The sequence below is a fragment of the Phaeocystidibacter luteus genome, assembly GCF_008933115.1.
Classification (GTDB): domain Bacteria; phylum Bacteroidota; class Bacteroidia; order Flavobacteriales; family Schleiferiaceae; genus Phaeocystidibacter; species Phaeocystidibacter luteus.
Genome location: NZ_WBVO01000008.1, coordinates 145,974 through 162,539, shown reverse-complemented (window position 1 = coordinate 162,539; position 16,566 = coordinate 145,974). Strand labels below are relative to the sequence as shown.

Sequence of the window (16,566 nt, the reverse complement as noted above, 5' to 3'; positions counted from 1 at the left end):
GCTAGATCCTAAATACTTTTTAGGTAGACTGCAAACTAAAGGGAAACAGAGATATTTTTGGAATTGACGTGGCTCGATGTGCTGGACGTGGAACAGAATCGGGATTTTATACTGATGCCATTCCCCGGAGGGGATTATTCTATTAGCCTCGCGGCTTTAGCCCGAGGTTACGTGATGGATGGACTCATACAGAAGACACAGAGATATTTTCAGGATTGACGTGGCGGGACGTGGAACAGAATCGGGATTTTATGCTGACGCCATTCCCTGGAGGGTATTATTCTATTAGCCTCACGGGTTTAGCTAAAGCTCTTCGTCTAACCCTCCAACCCTCTAACCCTCCAACCCTCTAATCACAAATCATCCACCAATGCGGCAACCCATCCTCTAAAAACTCCTCTCCCTCTTTCACAAATCCGTAAGATTCATAGAATTTGAGGAGGTACGATTGCGCCATAATGCGGATAGGCTTGCCAAATTGCGATTCCGTTTCCTTCATGGACCTATCCATCAGACGCCGGCCCAAACCTGTTCGCCGAGCTCTTTCAGCAGTAATGACCCTCCCGATGGATGTCTCTTCGTATATCTCTCCAGGAGGGGCGATACGCGAATAGGCCGTTATTCCTTGCGAGTCTTCCGTCCAAAGGTGAAGGCAGTTTTCGTCGTGATCATCGCAATCCAAATAGGGACAATGCTGCTCGACCACAAAGACTTCCTGGCGCAATTTTAGAATTGCGTAGAGCTCTTCTTTGGAAAGCGACTCCCAATCTTTAATTTTAAACGACTCTTGGCTCATTTTATAACTTGCTATCAGACCGACTCAAAGTCGTACTTTCGCCTTAAACCTACAAGGACTACATGAAGGATCTCATTGCCGATTTTCCGAAACACTTGAAAGACGCATTGTCGATTGCCAACGAGGCTCAACTCAGGTCTCAAGGTATGCGCCCAGCTAACGTGCTTATCACAGGCATGGGCGGTTCCGGCATCGGAGGTAGCATTGTAACCGAGTTGTGCGCCCCAACAGCGCGCATTCCCATCGCCGTCAATAAAGGATACTCTGTTCCACATTGGGTTGGAACCGAAACGCTCATCATCGCTTCTAGCTACAGCGGGAATACCGAGGAAACTTTAGAAGCCGCCCTAACCGGACTTGAGTATGGTGCCATGCTGGCCGCCATTACCAGTGGCGGACAACTCAAGAAACTGTGCGAAGAGCGCGGACTTAACCACATCATCATTCCCGGAGGTAACCCCCCGCGCTCGATGTTTGGCTATTCCTTCGTTCAACTTTTTCGACTACTTCAAAATTACGGAGTTCAAACTCCAGACTGGGAAACCGAAATCGCAAATGCAGCAGATTATCTCCTAGAGAATCAGCAGCAAATTTCCGACGATGCTAAGGCCCTTGCTGAAAAGCTTCAGGATAAAACACTAGCTATATACGCAACTAACGGTCTTGCCGGAGTGGCCACTCGCTGGCGCCAACAAGTGAATGAAAATTCAAAAGTTGTGGGATGGGATGCAGCCGTTCCAGAAATGAACCACAATGAGCTCGTAGGCTGGGCAGGCGGTTCCGACGATCACGGAGCTATTTTCCTAAGAAGCGAAACCGAGCACAAAAGAAATGGAGTTCGCGCTGAAAAGAACGCCGAGCTTCTAAAAAAGCAAACGCCTCACGTATACAGCGTCACCGCCAAGGGGAAGACGGATATCGAAAGAGCGCTGTACATGATTCATTTTGGCGACTACGTTTCGCTACATCTCGCCGAACTCAAAGGGGCCGATATGATGGATATTCGAGTGATAGAAGACCTCAAAAGCCATCTCCAAAATATCCCTCAATGATAAAAAAACTACTCTCTGCTCTAATTCTCCTCATTTCGATTCAAGCCGCTGCTCAAGAGCACCCACGCTTGCTCCTCGGAGGTGATGTTCAATTGAGCGGAGAGGGCGTTTTTGGTGAGGTCTCCTACTACGGGAGTATCACACTTTCGACAGGGTATTTCGTAAACGAAAACCTGCTCTTTGGAGTCGAAGGTAACGTGAGTATTTCCCCTGTATCCAGGTACTATGAAGCCGTTCCTATCGTCCGATACCATTGGTTACTTACCGAAAGAGACGTGCTCTACGCCGGCGCGAGAGGTGGATATGGGTGGGGAAACGACATTTCTATTATTTCTTCCGATAAAAAGCACCGCTACGCCTGGCTTTGGGGCTTTAGAACGGGATACCTAAATAGGGTGACAGAGAACGTAGGTATCGATATCTTTGCATTCTACAATAGCAGGCACAGCTCAAGTCAGAAACAAGACGGCTCTTTTACCGAGCCCTCTATCACAACCGTATTCGGACTTGGCCTCGGCCTCCAAGTTTGGTTATGATGCGGAAGGTTCGGTTTGAGGATTTAGGTACAATGAAGTACAAGGAGGCTTGGGACTACCAAGAGCAACTCTTCGATGAAATTGTTGAGATTAAATCAGCGAACAGAAAGCGAGAGGAAGCCGACCGTCAACCTACCCAAGATCATCTTCTTTTTGTTCACCACCCCCACGTGTATACACTTGGCAAGAGCGGAAAGGTTGAACACCTCCTCATCAACGAAGAACGCATGGCGCAGGAGGGAATCGATTGGTACAAGATCAATCGAGGAGGTGACATCACTTACCACGGCCCCGGTCAGCTTGTAGGTTATCCAATTTTCGATCTCGACGAGCATTTTACCGACATCCACAAGTATCTCCGATACCTCGAAGAGGCCATTATTCTGACTATGGCCGAGTATGGATTAAAGGGCGATCGAAGCAAAGGGGAAACCGGAGTTTGGCTTGATGTTGGAACCCCATTCGCCCGTAAGATTTGTGCAATGGGTGTCCGCGCCAGTCGTTGGGTAACCATGCACGGTTTCGCTTTTAACGTGAATGTGGACATGAAGTACTTCGACTACATCGTTCCATGCGGAATTGCCGACAAGGCCGTTACCTCGCTCGATGTAGAACTCGGTTATGTTCCAGATATGGAAGAGGTGAAAGCCAAGGTGAAAAAGCACCTAGCCGATCTCTTTACCATCCAGTATCTGTAGTTGTCTCCCCAATTTTAGCCGAGTAATAGGCCACCAAGTCCTGAACGACTTTAGGTAGGTTTTGCTCCTCGTCTCCGCGAGGTCCAACTTGATGTCCTAAGCGAACAATCACCGCATCATATTCCGGAATGATGATGATGTATTGCCCATTGATTCCACGGAGATAGGAGAATGAAATGCCGTCTACCGTGGCCATCCAAATAGACCTTCCATAGTACGGTGTTGAGAGCGGCTCAAAGAATGATTTTGCCGCCGCACTATCCATAAACAAGTGGTTATTCCACGTGCCATCGTGGAGAAGAATGTGGCCGATTCTCGCAAAGTCAATTGCGTTGCTATTAAAACAGCAATAGCACAATTCCTGGCCCGTATCATCCACATGCCATTCGGCATCGTCTTGCGCTCCTGCGGGTGTCCAAATCCATTCAGAAGCCAATTCCGAAAGCGACCTACCCGTAGCGCGTTGAACACATAGGCCCATCAATTGAGTAGCGCCGCTCTGATAATTGAACTCACTGCCCGGAGGTGTGGAAATAGGCACATCTTCCATCAACAACGCATAAATGCTCTCGCCGTAATACGCCCTAGCAGTTATCCCAAAAGCATTGGTGTAATGTTCATCCCAATCAAGACCTCCCCGCATCAGCGACAAGTCACCAATCGTCAGCTGCTCCGCATATTCACCCTTGAGTTCGGGTAAAAGCTCTACTACCTTTTGATTCCATCCTTTTAAATCGCCGTTCTCAATGGCCATTTCAGCCAGAATAGCCGTGATGGTTTTCGCCATAGAGAAGCTGTTCGTTCGACTAGTTCGACTATAGCCTTCTGCGTACCATTCATACTTCAACTCATCCTGGTGAAACACCGTAAGGGCAACAGATTCCGTTTCATCTAAAAGTGCTCTCAACTCAGGGCTCGGCGCAAATTCCTCAGATATCTGCTCGTCAAAAGCGCGAGGCCTTACCGCGTCGGCTCGAACAATCTTAGTTTCGAAATATGCCCTATCGTCAATCGTGGCAGAATTCTCACCTTGGAGATAGGTCGCGTAAACGCCTTTCAACAAATAATCTAAAGGAGATAAGGATACGAACCAGAGGAGTAGCGCCACCCCGAGGATGACGTAAACGAGCCTTTTAATAAACTTACGCATGTCTCGAATTTCGTGAAAAAGGATGAATAAATCTGTCCCTTGAGATTCCACATGATTAGATTCGACCTTTCTACCTTTGAAAAAAGGGCAAATCATGCAAAACGTACTCTTCCTAGATATTGAAACCGTATCTCTTCAACCCAAGTACAATGACCTTTCTGAAGAATGGCAAAACTTGTGGGCCGAGAAGACCAAATGGCAACGGGGTGACGACATTGAGGCCGACGAGTTTTATGAAGACAGAGCCGGAATTCTCGCCGAATTCGGAAAAGTCGTTTGCGTATCACTCGGTTACTTTCGTGGAACCGGCGCAGGGAGAGAATTTAGGGTGAAGAGCCTTTACAATCACGACGAAGCCACAATTCTGTCGGAGCTATCTCTTCTCCTGAACGAACACTTTAGTCAGTATTTCCTCTGCGCCCACAACGGCAAGGAATTCGATTTTCCCTACCTCGGAAGAAGGATGGTAGTGAACAAGATCGCTCTTCCGGGACATCTCGACCTCGCCGGTAAGAAACCGTGGGAAGTTCAACACATCGATACAATGGAGCTGTGGAAATTCGGCGATAGAAAGAGCTTCACTTCATTGAAGCTATTGGCAGCACTTTTCGATATTCCTACTCCAAAAGATGATATCGATGGCTCCATGGTTGGAACGGTGTATTGGAATGACAACGATCTAGAGCGGATTGCTCGGTACTGCGAAAAGGATGTGATTACTCTAGCCCGTGTTTGGCAAAGATTAAGAGGTGAAGAGCCACTTGCTGATAACGAGGTAGTACTAGGTAATTAATCCTAGACCGATTCCCTTATCTTGCAACGGTGGGAAAGGTGCTCGACATTCAATCATTGAATATTTCCTTTGGCGAGACCAAAGTGGTGAAGGATTTGTCCTTCAGTCTGGAGTCTGGCCGAACACTCGCCATCGTCGGTGAATCGGGTAGCGGTAAATCCGTCACTAGCCTTGCAATTATGGGTTTGCTGAAAGCGAATCTAGAAGCTGAGGTGTTTGAATTTGACGGCACTTCGCTGGTCAACCTCAATGAGGATGAGCACCGAAGCCTACGGGGCAATCAGATGGCCATGATCTTCCAAGAGCCAATGACTGCCTTAAATCCGTCGATGCGATGCGGCCAACAAGTGGCAGAAATGATCTTGCGCCATACCGATTCGGATAAATCTGAGGCAGAGAAGCAGACCTTGCAGTTATTCGAGGAGGTTCAGATTCCAAATCCAAAGGATAAAATGATGGCATGGCCACACGAGCTCAGCGGTGGGCAACGTCAACGTGTGATGATTGCCATGGCCCTTGCCTGTAGTCCCAAGCTCTTGATTGCCGATGAACCCACAACCGCTCTTGATGTGACGGTTCAAAAGGAGATATTACGACTCATCCGCCGCATTCAGCAGGATCGCGGAATGGCTGTATTGTTCATTACGCACGACCTAGGCGTTGTGGCTGAGGTAGCGGACGATGTTCTCGTGCTTTTCCGCGGAGAATTGCAAGAATTTGGTCCGGCCCAGCAAGTTTTGTTTCAGCCTAAATCAAAATATACGGAAGGCCTTTTGGCATGCCGACCTCCAGTAGACACGAAGCCAGAAAAGCTAACGACCGTAGAAGATATCCTAGAGGGTAGGAAGGTCGATACTCGAGAGAAGCCCGATAAGGCAAACGACTTTGCGTCTAAACCACCGATTCTTGAGATTAGAAACCTCGAGAAGTGGTTCTCTTTGAAGTCGGTGAAACTGTTTGGAGACAGAGAGGTGTTCAAAGCCGTGAATGATGTCAGCGTGGCCTTGTATCCTGGCGAAACGCTTGGCCTGGTAGGTGAATCGGGATGTGGAAAATCAACTCTCAGCCGTTGTTTGGTGCACCTTCACGAAGCCGATAAGGGTTCGATTTTCTGGAAGGGCAGGGACATCACCCATTTAAAAGGTGGTAATCTGCGAGCACTCCGCAAGGAAATCCAAATGATTTTTCAAGATCCTTTCGCTTCCCTGAACCCTCGGCAGAAGGTGGTGGATATCCTTACCGAACCTATGACGGTCCACAAGCTGTACCGCGGACAAAAGGTAGAGAGAGCGCGGTTTTTGCTCGAACGAGTTGGACTGGGCGAAGCGGCACTCAACAAGTACCCACATGAATTCAGTGGAGGTCAGCGGCAGCGAATTGGCATCGCCCGCGCTTTGGCCGTGGAGCCTGAGTTGCTCATTTGCGATGAATCAGTTTCAGCTCTCGATGTGAGCGTGCAATCCCAAGTGCTCAATCTGCTTAATGAACTAAAGGAGGAGTTTGGATTCTCTTATTTGTTTATTAGTCACGATCTGAGCGTGGTGAAATACATGAGCGACCATCTGATGGTCATGAAAAGTGGTAAGATTGAGGAATACGGCGTGGCCTCTGAAGTGTACAGCAATCCGCAGTCTACCTATACCAAACAACTCATAGACTCTATCCCAACCGTTTCCCAATAACCCTCTATGGTTTTTAGCAGCGCCCTATTTCTGTTCTTATTTCTACCCGTCTTCTTCGTCGTGTACTTTTTGGTTCCCTACAAATGGAAGAACGTTTGGGCACTCATAGGGTCTACAGTATTTTATGCTTGGGGCGGGCCAGTCTTCGTTTTCGTGCTTTATGGAAGCATTTTGGCGGACTACCTCATCTCGCTTAAAATGGTGTCGAGTCAGGGCGTGACCAAAAAGCGCTGGCTATGGCTTGGCTTGGTGCTCAACGTTGGGTTACTCGCCTATTTCAAGTACGCCAACTTCTTTGTAGAGAACTTTACTGGGCTGTTAGAATTGCTCGGGATGGGTGCATTCCATTGGACTGAGGTAGCGCTTCCAATTGGAATTTCCTTCTTCACATTTCAAAAAATTAGCTACCTCGTTGACGTCTTCAGAGGAGAGAAAAAAGAGCTTCGAAATATGGTAGACTACGCACTGTTTGTCATCCTGTTTCCACAGCTCATTGCTGGTCCCATTGTACGCTTTAAAGATATCGCTACGCAGATAGTCGATCGCCGAGCGAACCTCATACCCGAAGAAAGACTGCTTGGGATTTACCGCTTCATTATTGGCCTGTCTAAAAAGGTACTCATCGCCAACCCCATGGGGGAATTGGCGGATAAATACTTCGACGGAGTGTTGGATCCGTCGAGAGGGGAGTCGTGGGTCGCTGTACTCGCCTACACTTTCCAAATTTATTTTGATTTCTCTGGCTATTCAGACATGGCAATTGGCCTCGGCAGGATGATGGGATTCAAGTTTCCCGAGAACTTCAACTTCCCGTACATTTCGAAGAGCATCACAGAATTTTGGCGTCGCTGGCACATGACACTAAGCAGTTGGATGCGCGACTACCTCTACATTCCGCTTGGTGGAAATCGAGTTTCAGCAACTCGCACGTACCTGAACCTTTGGGTTGTGTTTTTAATCAGCGGATTATGGCACGGGGCGAGTTGGAATTTTGTGATTTGGGGAGCATACCACGGCCTTTGGCTGGTGCTGGAGCGCGGAGTGTTAATGAGCGTTTTGGAGAAGATACCGGGCTTTATACGCATCTTCACGACTTTCGTCATAGCCGTATTTGGTTGGCTCGTTTTCCGCGTTGAGGAATGGGAAGTCTTTACCGCATATCTAGGAGCGATGTTTACGGGAGAAGGCGGGGCGCAGATTTCGGCCTATCAATACACCATCTTCGCCATTGCGATTTTCTTTTCGTTCTGGGCGGCATTCCGACCAGCATCAAAAACAGAGGCTTCGCCTTACGAAACGATTAGCCCGAATAAAGCGGTAAGGATTACCGTCATTTCTCTTTTACTGTTGGTTCTATCTTCGTCGTTTATCATTAGCACCGACTTCAATCCATTTATTTATTTCCGGTTTTGAGCGCGGGCAGGTTATATACAGTTTGCTTTCTCGTAGTCTTTGGGTTCTTTGCCTTTGTTTCACTTCAACATGTGTTAGGCTGGCCAGAGGTTGATGGTGTTAATGGTGTTGAGAAGCCTGTAGAAGAAAACCTGTGGAGTTGGGATCGGTGGTCGAATAGTCAATTTCAAGATCAGTTTTCGGCAGAGTATAAGCGAAACTTGGTAGCTAGACCGGCCTTCATCCGTACCCACAATCAAATCTTTTATTCGATTTATGGTGAATCGAAAACGTATGTGGTGATTGGAAAGAACGACCAGCTCTTTGCTTATAATTACTTCCCTGCTTTTCGTGGATTTGATTTACAGACAGAAGAAACTTGGAAGGCAAAGGTCGATGGGCTAAAACGATTGCAAGATTCACTAGAAAGCCATGGAGTTCCGCTTCTCATAGCAATTGCCCCGAATAAGGTCAGACTCATGCCAGAAAACTTGCCGGATGAGTTGAAGAAAGTGCCTGGAGAAACGACAAACCTCTCAAGATTTTTGTCATTGGCCGAGGAAGCGGAGCTACGGGTCTTTGATTTCAATGCATATTTCGCAAGCCGCAATGAAGTGGATAAGCTCACTCGAAACACCGGCACTCATTGGTCGGCCTACGGAGCCACCCTTGCGATGGACACCCTCTTACGCCTATTGAATACGTCGGACGCCCCTTGGACATCACTTCGATTCGAACGTGGGTTTTTTGCAGACAGTCTGGTTGACGGCGACACAGAATTAGCGGACCACTTGAACATTTGGTTTTCACCTCCAACGCTTCGCGCTACGGTACCCAAAATCCAGTACGACACATTGAATGCAGTAAAACCTGACGTTTTATTCGTTGCAGATAGTTATTTTTGGACGATTAACTCTCTCAAATTAAATCACAATACGCTCTCTCGAAACCACAGTTTGTGGTATTACAATTCAACGAACTTTGATTCTAGACATGGCGAAATTGCTGTGGATAGTTTGGATAGGTGGACAGAGATATTGAGGAGAGATGCCGTTGTGATTTTGGCTACAGAATCAAACCTCGTGGATTTTCCATTCGGCTTGGTTGAAGACTTAAAACTCAATGTTCAAAGCGAATAAAATACTCTTTTCCCTTTCCACGCTCTTACTGGGAATTGTATACTGTAGGCTGATTTACCTTCAAGAGGCAATCGTAGATGGCTCGGATGGTCTGTTGCATTATCAATTCGCCAGGTTCATGTTCGATCACCCAGAGAATGCATTCAACCATTGGGCGAAGCCTCTTTTTACGCTCATTATGTCGGTTCCTGCGCAAGGAGGCTTTCACTTTCTTCAGCTATCCAACGCGCTTCTTGTTCTAGTATCGGGAGGATTGATTTACGCGAGTGCAAATGTCTTAAAACTGAAGTTCGCACCGCTAGCACCGCTCTTTCTAGGCCTAGGTAATTCAGTGACATACGTGATTTTAGGTGGTCTCACGGAGCCACTGTTCATCTTTGTCTTCTCGTGGATTATCTATGCCACGGTTAAGCAGCGCTGGATGCTATTATATATTCTATTGGGTGCTTCATGGTTTGTGCGTCCCGAGGCTATTGTCCTAATTCCCGTGTTTGGGATTTACGGGATAGTAAAAGGAGCTAGAAAAGAAGTGTTGTGGGGACTGCTCGTACCAGCGTTGTATACGATCGTTGGAGTGGTGCTTTTGGATTTAGATTGGACGTGGATTGTGACAGACCAACCCTATGAAACTAAATCGGGGTATTACGGAGAGGGCAATCTATTCTACTTCATCGAGCGCTGGAATCAGATAACACCTTACGTCACCTTAGTCTTAGCTTTCCTTGCATCCTATCGCATCTTCTCACGGAGGGACTATAGAATGGGAATGATATTTCTATCCGGATTTGGAATCATTTTCCTTCATTCATTCCTATGGGCGTATGGCTTAAGAGGAAGTGCGGGACTATTACGCATCCTGACTACTTCCCTTCCAGCGTTGGCTCTCCTCTGTGTATACGCGCTTTCGAAGAATGGTATCTGGCCCAAGGTTACCACCTCTGTAGCCATGATAGTGTTGTTACTTCAGTTTTACTTCTTGAATACCTTCCCAAAACCTGTTTTCTATCAAGAGTTTGGGGTGCGGGAGTTAGTTGCACACTTAGAGGAAAAAGGAGCTATCGAGCAAAACACGCGCGTCGTAGCACAGTATGCGGCGATTGCCTTTCTTTTGGATTTAGACCCATTTGATGAGGAAAGATTCCTGAAAATGTGGAATGTCAATCCTCAGAATCCAGCGGCAACTTTAAAGAATGGTGATCTTATTATCTGGGAAGATATCGTTGCAAACCGCGAGGGCAATATGCCTTTCTCCGCGCTTAATACTTGTGCAGATCTTCACCAAATTGATTCGATTTATGTCAAACCTGCGGACATTGCCATTGTCACCTTCAGGGTAGAGAAATAGAGCGCCAATTCGCTTCCGTCAGCATGATAACTGCTATATCAACTTCCTGAAGAATGCGCTGACGCAGTTCGTTTGTTAAGCTGCCAATTTCCCCTTCCCCAGCTTTGTAAGCGGTAGAATTGTAATAGAAGAAGTAAGAGGGTTCGAACTGTGTGGTCGTATATCCATTGCCATACCAAGTCCAATAAAAGCTATCTCCGACAACGAGAAGGCCATGTTTCTCCCCTTCAACACTATTGTCTAGGTCGAGTTGTCCCACAGATTCACTAAGGTCCATTACCGTAAGAAGGTTGAGCAGATTCCCCAGGTCAGTTTCACTTTCGCTGTAGGAATTGGCACTTCGCACGTTTGAGAACGAAGCGCTATAATCAGATTCGGCCGATAGCGTGTCTATTACATTCAGAAATTGTGTGAGCGAGATGGCTGAAGTGAGGTTTGACCAGTGAATGCCATACTTTGGAAAAACGCTGAACTGACTTGTGTCCTTAAGTGCTCGCGCGGTTTCCCTCAGGTCAATGATGGGCAAATTGCGTCGCTTAAACTCGCCGTGTAACCTGTCGATATTCGTGGTTTCAGAAATGGTCCATGGGCTTGGTATCGCCTCCTCGAAATATTCCGGCTTGCTGGGTACAATCATCAGGTAGGGCTGTGCGCCTGCTTCGCGAGCCCGAACTGTCCAAGCTTCTATTTCATCCACCTTAGCCTGAACTTCATCGTCGCTTAGCGGATTTAAATCGGCATATTCATCGAGGTAATTCTGCTCAAAAAGGACGCGGTTTTTGCCGACGATCACCTCGGCATTCGTTTCGCTATAAAGTTGAAACTTGATTTGATTGTGCGCTCGGACCAAGAACGGACGTGCGGGTAGGTTCTCCACGATTTGCTTGGAGGAGGCCTCTTGGAATTCTTCTGAAAACACATTGTGCAAAGAGAACTCTGCTTTAGGAATCTCGTTTGTAACCCCTTTAAGCTCTTTGCCAAGGGGTATCCATGCCGCTGCAAAAGCGGTAAAAACAAGGATGAATGCTATGTTGTACGTCCTTTTCAATTCAATCGTACCAAGTAGGTTCGAAGACCTTCACTCGAAGTGAATCGATATTGATTTCGCTCATTCCTTCAGACGAAATGAACAGCTTGGTTATGTCACGCTCGTCCTTCAAAATCGGCGTGAGATATTCGTAGTGTACAGATGAAGTATAATTCGAATCGGATTCAAGAAGAAGCTCCTTACTCTTTATCCGTTTATTCCCATGATTGGTTTGAACGCGTAGCCATACTTTGTCGCTTAGCGGTTGACTCGTGTGTACATCGATCTCCCACCACGTATGTTCCGCTAAACTGATGTTTCGCATTTCGTCCCCAAATTCAAATGAACCGGGTCCCCATCTGTGGAGATCCGTTATATACAGGTCGGTTATGGTGGTGTCGATGATGAGTTCGTAAGGAAGTGTCTTATCAAAGGTCGTACTCGGACCTCTGGTTATTCCCATGTACATCCGGTCTTCCTTTGTCACCGAAGTTTTACCAAAGACCTTCCAGTAGTACTTTTCAGTCATGTAGGTGTCCGATAATATCCAATGGTTCATCTGCCAACTTTGAAACAAGTTGAGGCTTATGCATCCAAGGATGAAGACGGTAAGTACGGCTTTTGGCAAGAGCGATTTAGTGGAAACCCAGCTCAAAACGGCCGCTATGGATACCGCATAAATCGGATAAGCATCGATGAATGCTCGATGTCCGAAACTTCCACCATACCACCACGTATTCCAGCTCCCAACAATGTAAAGGTTGAAAAGCCAGAATAGGGCGAGCGGCCATCCTGCCTTGGGGTTTTTGCGGACGAGCGGAATGAGTCCAATAAGGCTCAAAAGCATCAACGGCGTATAAATCCACCATCCTTTTCGGTAGGAGAATAGTACTTCGTCGATGTAAGGCGTGAGGAAATCAAAGCCATCATTCGGGTAGCTGTAATAAATCGGCGACCCCGTGGCGAAGAACCAGTAAACCATTTGTGGCGAGGCGATCATCAGCATAATCACCACAGCTCGGAGAATCAACCTTCGGTTGTCGATAACCCACCATCGCCACCGGTCTCTAATGGCCGACCATGAGTCGCACCCCCAGAATACCGCAATTGGGAGCAATACGAAGGCGCTTGGACGAGCAAGAAGAGCGACACCCCAAATCACTGTGAATGTGTTGTAATGCTTCAGCTTTTTCGTTTCATACCAGCGGATAACATACCACATAAAAGCGGCATACAGGGCGAACTGAAGCGGGTGAGCGGTGAGCGAATTATTGGTGCTTATTTGCAAGAAGTTTGTCCCTAGCACGAGAATGAGAAGGGTGAGCGCAGTCGTTTTATCAGAGAATAACTTGAGGAGTATTTTTCGAGTAAAATGAAGTCCGATAAGCAGATACATGAAGCTGCCAACCACGAGTGACCATTGGTAGGGCCATGACATTCCATCTGCAGGGGCGTCGGTCAAAAGCGCAATGCCGTGTCCTATTATGAAGGAAGGCAAATAGAGGATTGCCATGCCCATGGGATACTTGATGAGGCGAGATCCTTCTTGGACGTTCCAAACTTGATAGAGTGTAGAGGAGGGCTCGTATTCCGCCATAAGGGCGTTCAGCCATGTAGGGTCAGTAAGGAGAGGGTCGCCTTGAATGAAGGTGGCGGGCAGGTACAGGTAGTACCCGAAAACATCCCAGGCAATCGAACCGCCGAAAGTCCAATGGCCCGTAAACATGCTCTTCCCAAAAATCAATAAGAGGAAGCAGATGAGGAGGGCTATTTTGCTTTTGCGGGCTTTCAAGATGATGGCAAGTTCGACTAAAGCTTCATTTCAGGAACTTCACCATCTACAATCAATCGACCTTCCGTGGCTGCCTGAATTTCTTCCACAGAAACTCCTGGTGCTCTTTCAACGAGGATGAAGCCGCGGCCTTCCGGATCAATTTCAAGAACGGCTAAATCGGTAACCACTTTCTTTACACACTGTACACCCGTAATTGGCAATGTGCACTCTTTTAAGAGTTTACTTTGGCCAGCACGATTGGTATGCATCATGGCAACAATGATATTCTCAGCAGATGCGACAAGGTCCATAGCGCCACCCATGCCCTTCACCATTTTTCCTGGAATCTTCCAATTGGCGATGTCGCCATTGTCAGCCACTTCCATTGCTCCGAGTACGGTCATTTGCACATGCTGACCTCGAATCATTCCGAAGCTTGTTGCGGAATCAAAATACGTTGCTCCTGGTAGTGCGGTTATGGTTTGCTTTCCGGCATTGATGAGATCGGCGTCCTCTTCACCTTCGAAAGGGAATGGACCCATGCCGAGGATGCCGTTTTCACTTTGAAACTCAACAGAAATGCCCTCCGGAATATGATTGGCAACCAAGGTTGGGATTCCGATACCCAGGTTTACATACCAACCGTCTTTCATTTCCTTGGCAATACGCTTTGCGATTCCGTTTTTATCGAGGGCCATAGTGAGTGTTTTGAAAGAGGTGAAAAGTACTAAAATTAGGCGATGTAGCGGTGACGATTAAGCGTGATTACCTGCTTTCATCCTTTCGAGCTTATCTGATTATCTGCTGTTGATGCTTTGGGTGATTCGAGTTTTGAACGATGTACAACGGCCTACCCTGTACGTTTTGATGAATACGAGACAAATACTCCCCGATTATCCCCAAAGAGATGAGCTGGATTCCGCCAAAGAACGAAATGGCGAAGATGAGTGATGTCCATCCTGTGATGGTTTCATCAAGTATGAAGTGCGAGTAGAGGGCATAAAGAATCAAACCAAAAGACAATACGCTAATGGATAACCCCAGCCTAGTAACGAGCTTTAGAGGCTGATCTGAAAAGCCTGTTATTCCAGTTACCGCTAAGTTGAGCATCTTCTTGAAGGAATAACCGGTTGTGCCGTGTTCACGCGCATCTCTGTCGTACAACACTTCTGTTTGCCTCATTCCCAACCAAGCAATTTGCCCCCTCAGAAATTTGTTGTGTTCTGGCATTTGAGAGAGGTATTCTACCACTCGACGATCAATGAGACGGAAGTCGCCTGTATCTAACGGTATTTCTACGGAGGTAAGGTGATTTAAGAACCTATAGAATGCTTTAGCAGTAATCAATTTGAAGGGGCTTTCACCTTTCCGCTTGTTACGTTTAGCGTAGACAACATTGTATCCTTCTTTGAATTTAGCATACAATGCTGGAATGAGCTCTGGAGGGTCTTGCAGGTCACCGTCAATAATTATGACCGCTTCACCTCGCGTGTATTCCAAGCCAGCGCTTACGGCTATTTGGTGACCAAAATTTCGACTTAATTGAAGAAAAAAAGCCTTTTCATCTGTGATTTGCTGAAGACCAAGTAAGGTAGCATCGCTGCTCCCATCATCAACAAATATTATTTCATATGATGACGAGATACTTTCGCACACAACTTTCAATCTATGATGAAGGTTGGATAAGTTTTGCTCTTCGTTAAATACAGGAACCACAACCGATAGTTCTATGTAGGCGCTATTCGACATATGATTCAAGAGTATAGATGGTTACGTATTTGTCGATTTCTTCTTTTTGGAAGGTGTAGTGCTGTGTGATATACTCGTGCAGATGCTTCTGGCTAACCATATATCGCTCATTTAATTGAATGTCTTTCGGAGAGGCTATTCCTATAGTATGTCCTTGGTCTTGTAGCAACATCACATAGATTCTATGCTGCGCATCATACCCGTCCCAAAGGACATCAAAGCTCATGGGAGCCGACTCTTCATGAAGTGCATTGCTCAAGTAATCTCCTATTCCATAGGATTGATGAGAATATTTTGGAGATACTGCTCTGTCAATTGCTTGTATATAAGGGATGACACACAGAATTACCAAAAAGACAACTCGTGCTATTCTAAATCTGATTGTTCGAGGATCTGTTCTGAGAGCTAAGAAGGCATATGCCTCCTTGATTCCTATAGAAACCAGAATGGCTACAAAAGGATAAACAGGAGTGAAATACCAGTCGAGCTTAGTACCTGCTAACCCCAGAATAAAGGTGAACGAAAAGAAAAGGACTGTGCTGAAAAGAGATACAGTCTTGACCCGTTCGTCCTTTGATTTTAGACCCAATATGATTCCAATAGGTAGAACGAATAGACTAACGAAAGGAATTGAGTTTTTCAACGTGACAAAATAGAAGAAAAAGCTTCCTTGATGATCCTCGATGGTTTCACCAAATCGACCTCCAAGTTCATTTTGATAGACCGCATTTAAGTATCCCGGTTGTACGTGTTCTCGCCCTAAATAGTACGATCCAACAAGCAGAAGAAAACCAAACAAGCCCAAATAAAGCGACTTGGACGTCAGAATCTCAACGACCTTTTTTCTGAATAGTGCGAATAACAAAAAGGGAGGTAAGAACATGAGACTTGCAATTCCTTTTGTCAAAGCGGCCAAAGAGATGAATAGGAAAAACAGGTAGAGGTACCTGTTCGAGTACTCTACCGCCCTATAGAAGCTTATCGCGGCTAAAGTGGTGAAAAGGGAAAGTAATGCATCATATTCACACGTTCTCGCCGAATGGATCCCTATAAACCCTGAAAAACCGACCAAAATGAATGCAGATATTATGGCGATCCAATGATTTTTGAGCTCAGTTTGCAAGAAGGTAAATATCACTATGCAAGTAAGTAACCCTGCCATTGCAGAGGGAAAGCGAATTCCAAACTCATTAAAGCCAAAAACATAGACGGAACCATATTGCGCCCAGTGAAGCAATCCTGGCTTAGTATTCCAAAACTCAGGGTTTCCGCCGAAAGTAACTCCTAGTAAATCACCACTTTCCACCATTTCATAGGTGTTGATAGCGATACGTCCTTCATCCCATTTTTGGAAAGGTAGTTTTCCAAGAAAAAGGAATATCGGCACCGCGAGAAGCGCGAGCCAAAGCTTTTTTGGGAGCCGAGAGAGCATT

15 protein-coding genes are annotated in these 16,566 nt (G+C 46.5%); 8 read left to right on the top strand and 7 right to left on the bottom strand.

What is annotated here, in order from left to right:
* Positions 1 to 349: 349 nt before the first annotated feature.
* Positions 350 to 796 carry a GNAT family N-acetyltransferase gene (locus F8C67_RS10655; RefSeq protein WP_151667832.1) on the bottom strand — a complete coding sequence of 149 codons (447 nt, stop codon included), beginning with the start codon at positions 794 to 796 and terminating at the stop codon, positions 350 to 352.
* A gap of 62 nt (positions 797 to 858) precedes the next feature.
* Here F8C67_RS10655 and F8C67_RS10650 point away from each other — a divergent pair, with 62 nt between their 5' ends.
* From F8C67_RS10650 to lipB, 3 genes are read left to right on the top strand one after another with little or no spacing between them, the layout of a single operon-like run.
* A complete protein-coding gene (locus F8C67_RS10650; RefSeq protein ID WP_151667831.1) occupies positions 859 to 1,848 on the top strand; it encodes a bifunctional phosphoglucose/phosphomannose isomerase in 990 nt (329 codons plus the stop codon).
* Positions 1,845 to 2,384 (top strand): hypothetical protein, encoded by a 540-nt coding sequence (locus tag F8C67_RS10645; RefSeq protein WP_151667830.1) that lies wholly within the window; start codon positions 1,845 to 1,847, stop codon positions 2,382 to 2,384. Before F8C67_RS10650 ends, F8C67_RS10645 begins: the two co-directional genes overlap by 4 nt.
* Positions 2,381 to 3,082 (top strand): lipoyl(octanoyl) transferase LipB, encoded by a 702-nt coding sequence (lipB, locus tag F8C67_RS10640; RefSeq protein ID WP_151667829.1) that lies wholly within the window; start codon positions 2,381 to 2,383, stop codon positions 3,080 to 3,082. The genes F8C67_RS10645 and lipB overlap by 4 nt, the downstream gene beginning before the upstream one ends.
* Here lipB and F8C67_RS10635 read toward each other — a convergent pair.
* On the bottom strand, positions 3,063 to 4,232 hold the full coding sequence (locus F8C67_RS10635; RefSeq protein WP_170266435.1) for a serine hydrolase domain-containing protein: 1,170 nt from the start codon (positions 4,230 to 4,232) through the stop codon (positions 3,063 to 3,065). The two genes, lipB and F8C67_RS10635, sit on opposite strands and share 20 nt — an antisense overlap.
* 94 nt (positions 4,233 to 4,326) lie before the next feature.
* On the opposite strand from F8C67_RS10635, the gene F8C67_RS10630 reads away from it, so the two are divergent.
* The 5 genes from F8C67_RS10630 (at position 4,327) to F8C67_RS10610 (ending at position 10,583) form a co-directional block, all read left to right on the top strand.
* Positions 4,327 to 5,025 (top strand): ribonuclease H-like domain-containing protein, encoded by a 699-nt coding sequence (locus F8C67_RS10630; protein ID WP_151667827.1) that lies wholly within the window; start codon positions 4,327 to 4,329, stop codon positions 5,023 to 5,025.
* Between the two features lie 29 nt (positions 5,026 to 5,054).
* On the top strand, positions 5,055 to 6,707 hold the full coding sequence (locus tag F8C67_RS10625) for an ABC transporter ATP-binding protein (protein ID WP_151667826.1): 1,653 nt from the start codon (positions 5,055 to 5,057) through the stop codon (positions 6,705 to 6,707).
* 6 nt (positions 6,708 to 6,713) lie between these two features.
* Positions 6,714 to 8,120, top strand: coding sequence for an MBOAT family O-acyltransferase (locus F8C67_RS10620; protein WP_151667825.1), 1,407 nt, complete (start codon positions 6,714 to 6,716; stop codon positions 8,118 to 8,120).
* Positions 8,121 to 8,191: 71 nt separating this feature from the next.
* Positions 8,192 to 9,238, top strand: coding sequence for an alginate O-acetyltransferase AlgX-related protein (locus F8C67_RS10615; protein ID WP_170266434.1), 1,047 nt, complete (start codon positions 8,192 to 8,194; stop codon positions 9,236 to 9,238).
* Positions 9,222 to 10,583: a hypothetical protein gene (locus F8C67_RS10610; protein WP_151667823.1), complete on the top strand. Its 1,362-nt coding sequence runs from the start codon at positions 9,222 to 9,224 to the stop codon at positions 10,581 to 10,583. The genes F8C67_RS10615 and F8C67_RS10610 overlap by 17 nt, the downstream gene beginning before the upstream one ends.
* On the opposite strand, the gene F8C67_RS10605 is transcribed toward F8C67_RS10610, so the two are convergent.
* The 5 genes from F8C67_RS10605 to F8C67_RS10585 all read right to left on the bottom strand — a co-directional run bounded on the left by F8C67_RS10605 (position 10,567) and on the right by F8C67_RS10585 (position 16,565).
* Positions 10,567 to 11,631, bottom strand: coding sequence for an alginate O-acetyltransferase AlgX-related protein (locus F8C67_RS10605; protein WP_170266433.1), 1,065 nt, complete (start codon positions 11,629 to 11,631; stop codon positions 10,567 to 10,569). The genes F8C67_RS10610 and F8C67_RS10605 overlap by 17 nt on opposite strands.
* 1 nt (position 11,632) lies before the next feature.
* Positions 11,633 to 13,402, bottom strand: coding sequence for an ArnT family glycosyltransferase (locus tag F8C67_RS10600; RefSeq protein WP_151667821.1), 1,770 nt, complete (start codon positions 13,400 to 13,402; stop codon positions 11,633 to 11,635).
* Between the two features lie 17 nt (positions 13,403 to 13,419).
* Positions 13,420 to 14,082, bottom strand: a complete 663-nt coding sequence (locus F8C67_RS10595; protein WP_151667820.1) for a 3-oxoacid CoA-transferase subunit B — start codon at positions 14,080 to 14,082, stop codon at positions 13,420 to 13,422.
* 91 nt (positions 14,083 to 14,173) lie between these two features.
* Positions 14,174 to 15,133, bottom strand: a complete 960-nt coding sequence (locus tag F8C67_RS10590; RefSeq protein ID WP_151667819.1) for a glycosyltransferase family 2 protein — start codon at positions 15,131 to 15,133, stop codon at positions 14,174 to 14,176.
* Complete coding sequence (locus F8C67_RS10585) at positions 15,123 to 16,565, bottom strand: ArnT family glycosyltransferase (protein ID WP_151667818.1); 1,443 nt, start codon at positions 16,563 to 16,565, stop codon at positions 15,123 to 15,125. The genes F8C67_RS10590 and F8C67_RS10585 overlap by 11 nt, the downstream gene beginning before the upstream one ends.
* Between the last annotated feature and the right edge of the window lies 1 nt (position 16,566).

Bases quoted from the DNA above. Each gene is read 5' to 3' on its own strand.
- F8C67_RS10650 (WP_151667831.1), top strand. From the start codon at position 859: ATGAAGGATCTCATTGCCGATTTTCCGAAACACTTGAAAGACGCATTG.
- F8C67_RS10610 (WP_151667823.1), top strand. From the start codon at position 9,222: ATGTTCAAAGCGAATAAAATACTCTTTTCCCTTTCCACGCTCTTACTG.
- F8C67_RS10635 (WP_170266435.1), bottom strand. From the start codon at position 4,232: ATGCGTAAGTTTATTAAAAGGCTCGTTTACGTCATCCTCGGGGTGGCG.
- lipB (WP_151667829.1), top strand. From the start codon at position 2,381: ATGATGCGGAAGGTTCGGTTTGAGGATTTAGGTACAATGAAGTACAAG.
- F8C67_RS10655 (WP_151667832.1), bottom strand. From the start codon at position 796: ATGAGCCAAGAGTCGTTTAAAATTAAAGATTGGGAGTCGCTTTCCAAA.
- F8C67_RS10620 (WP_151667825.1), top strand. From the start codon at position 6,714: ATGGTTTTTAGCAGCGCCCTATTTCTGTTCTTATTTCTACCCGTCTTC.
- F8C67_RS10590 (WP_151667819.1), bottom strand. From the start codon at position 15,133: ATGTCGAATAGCGCCTACATAGAACTATCGGTTGTGGTTCCTGTATTT.
- F8C67_RS10595 (WP_151667820.1), bottom strand. From the start codon at position 14,082: ATGGCCCTCGATAAAAACGGAATCGCAAAGCGTATTGCCAAGGAAATG.
- F8C67_RS10585 (WP_151667818.1), bottom strand. From the start codon at position 16,565: ATGCTCTCTCGGCTCCCAAAAAAGCTTTGGCTCGCGCTTCTCGCGGTG.
- F8C67_RS10630 (WP_151667827.1), top strand. From the start codon at position 4,327: ATGCAAAACGTACTCTTCCTAGATATTGAAACCGTATCTCTTCAACCC.
- F8C67_RS10645 (WP_151667830.1), top strand. From the start codon at position 1,845: ATGATAAAAAAACTACTCTCTGCTCTAATTCTCCTCATTTCGATTCAA.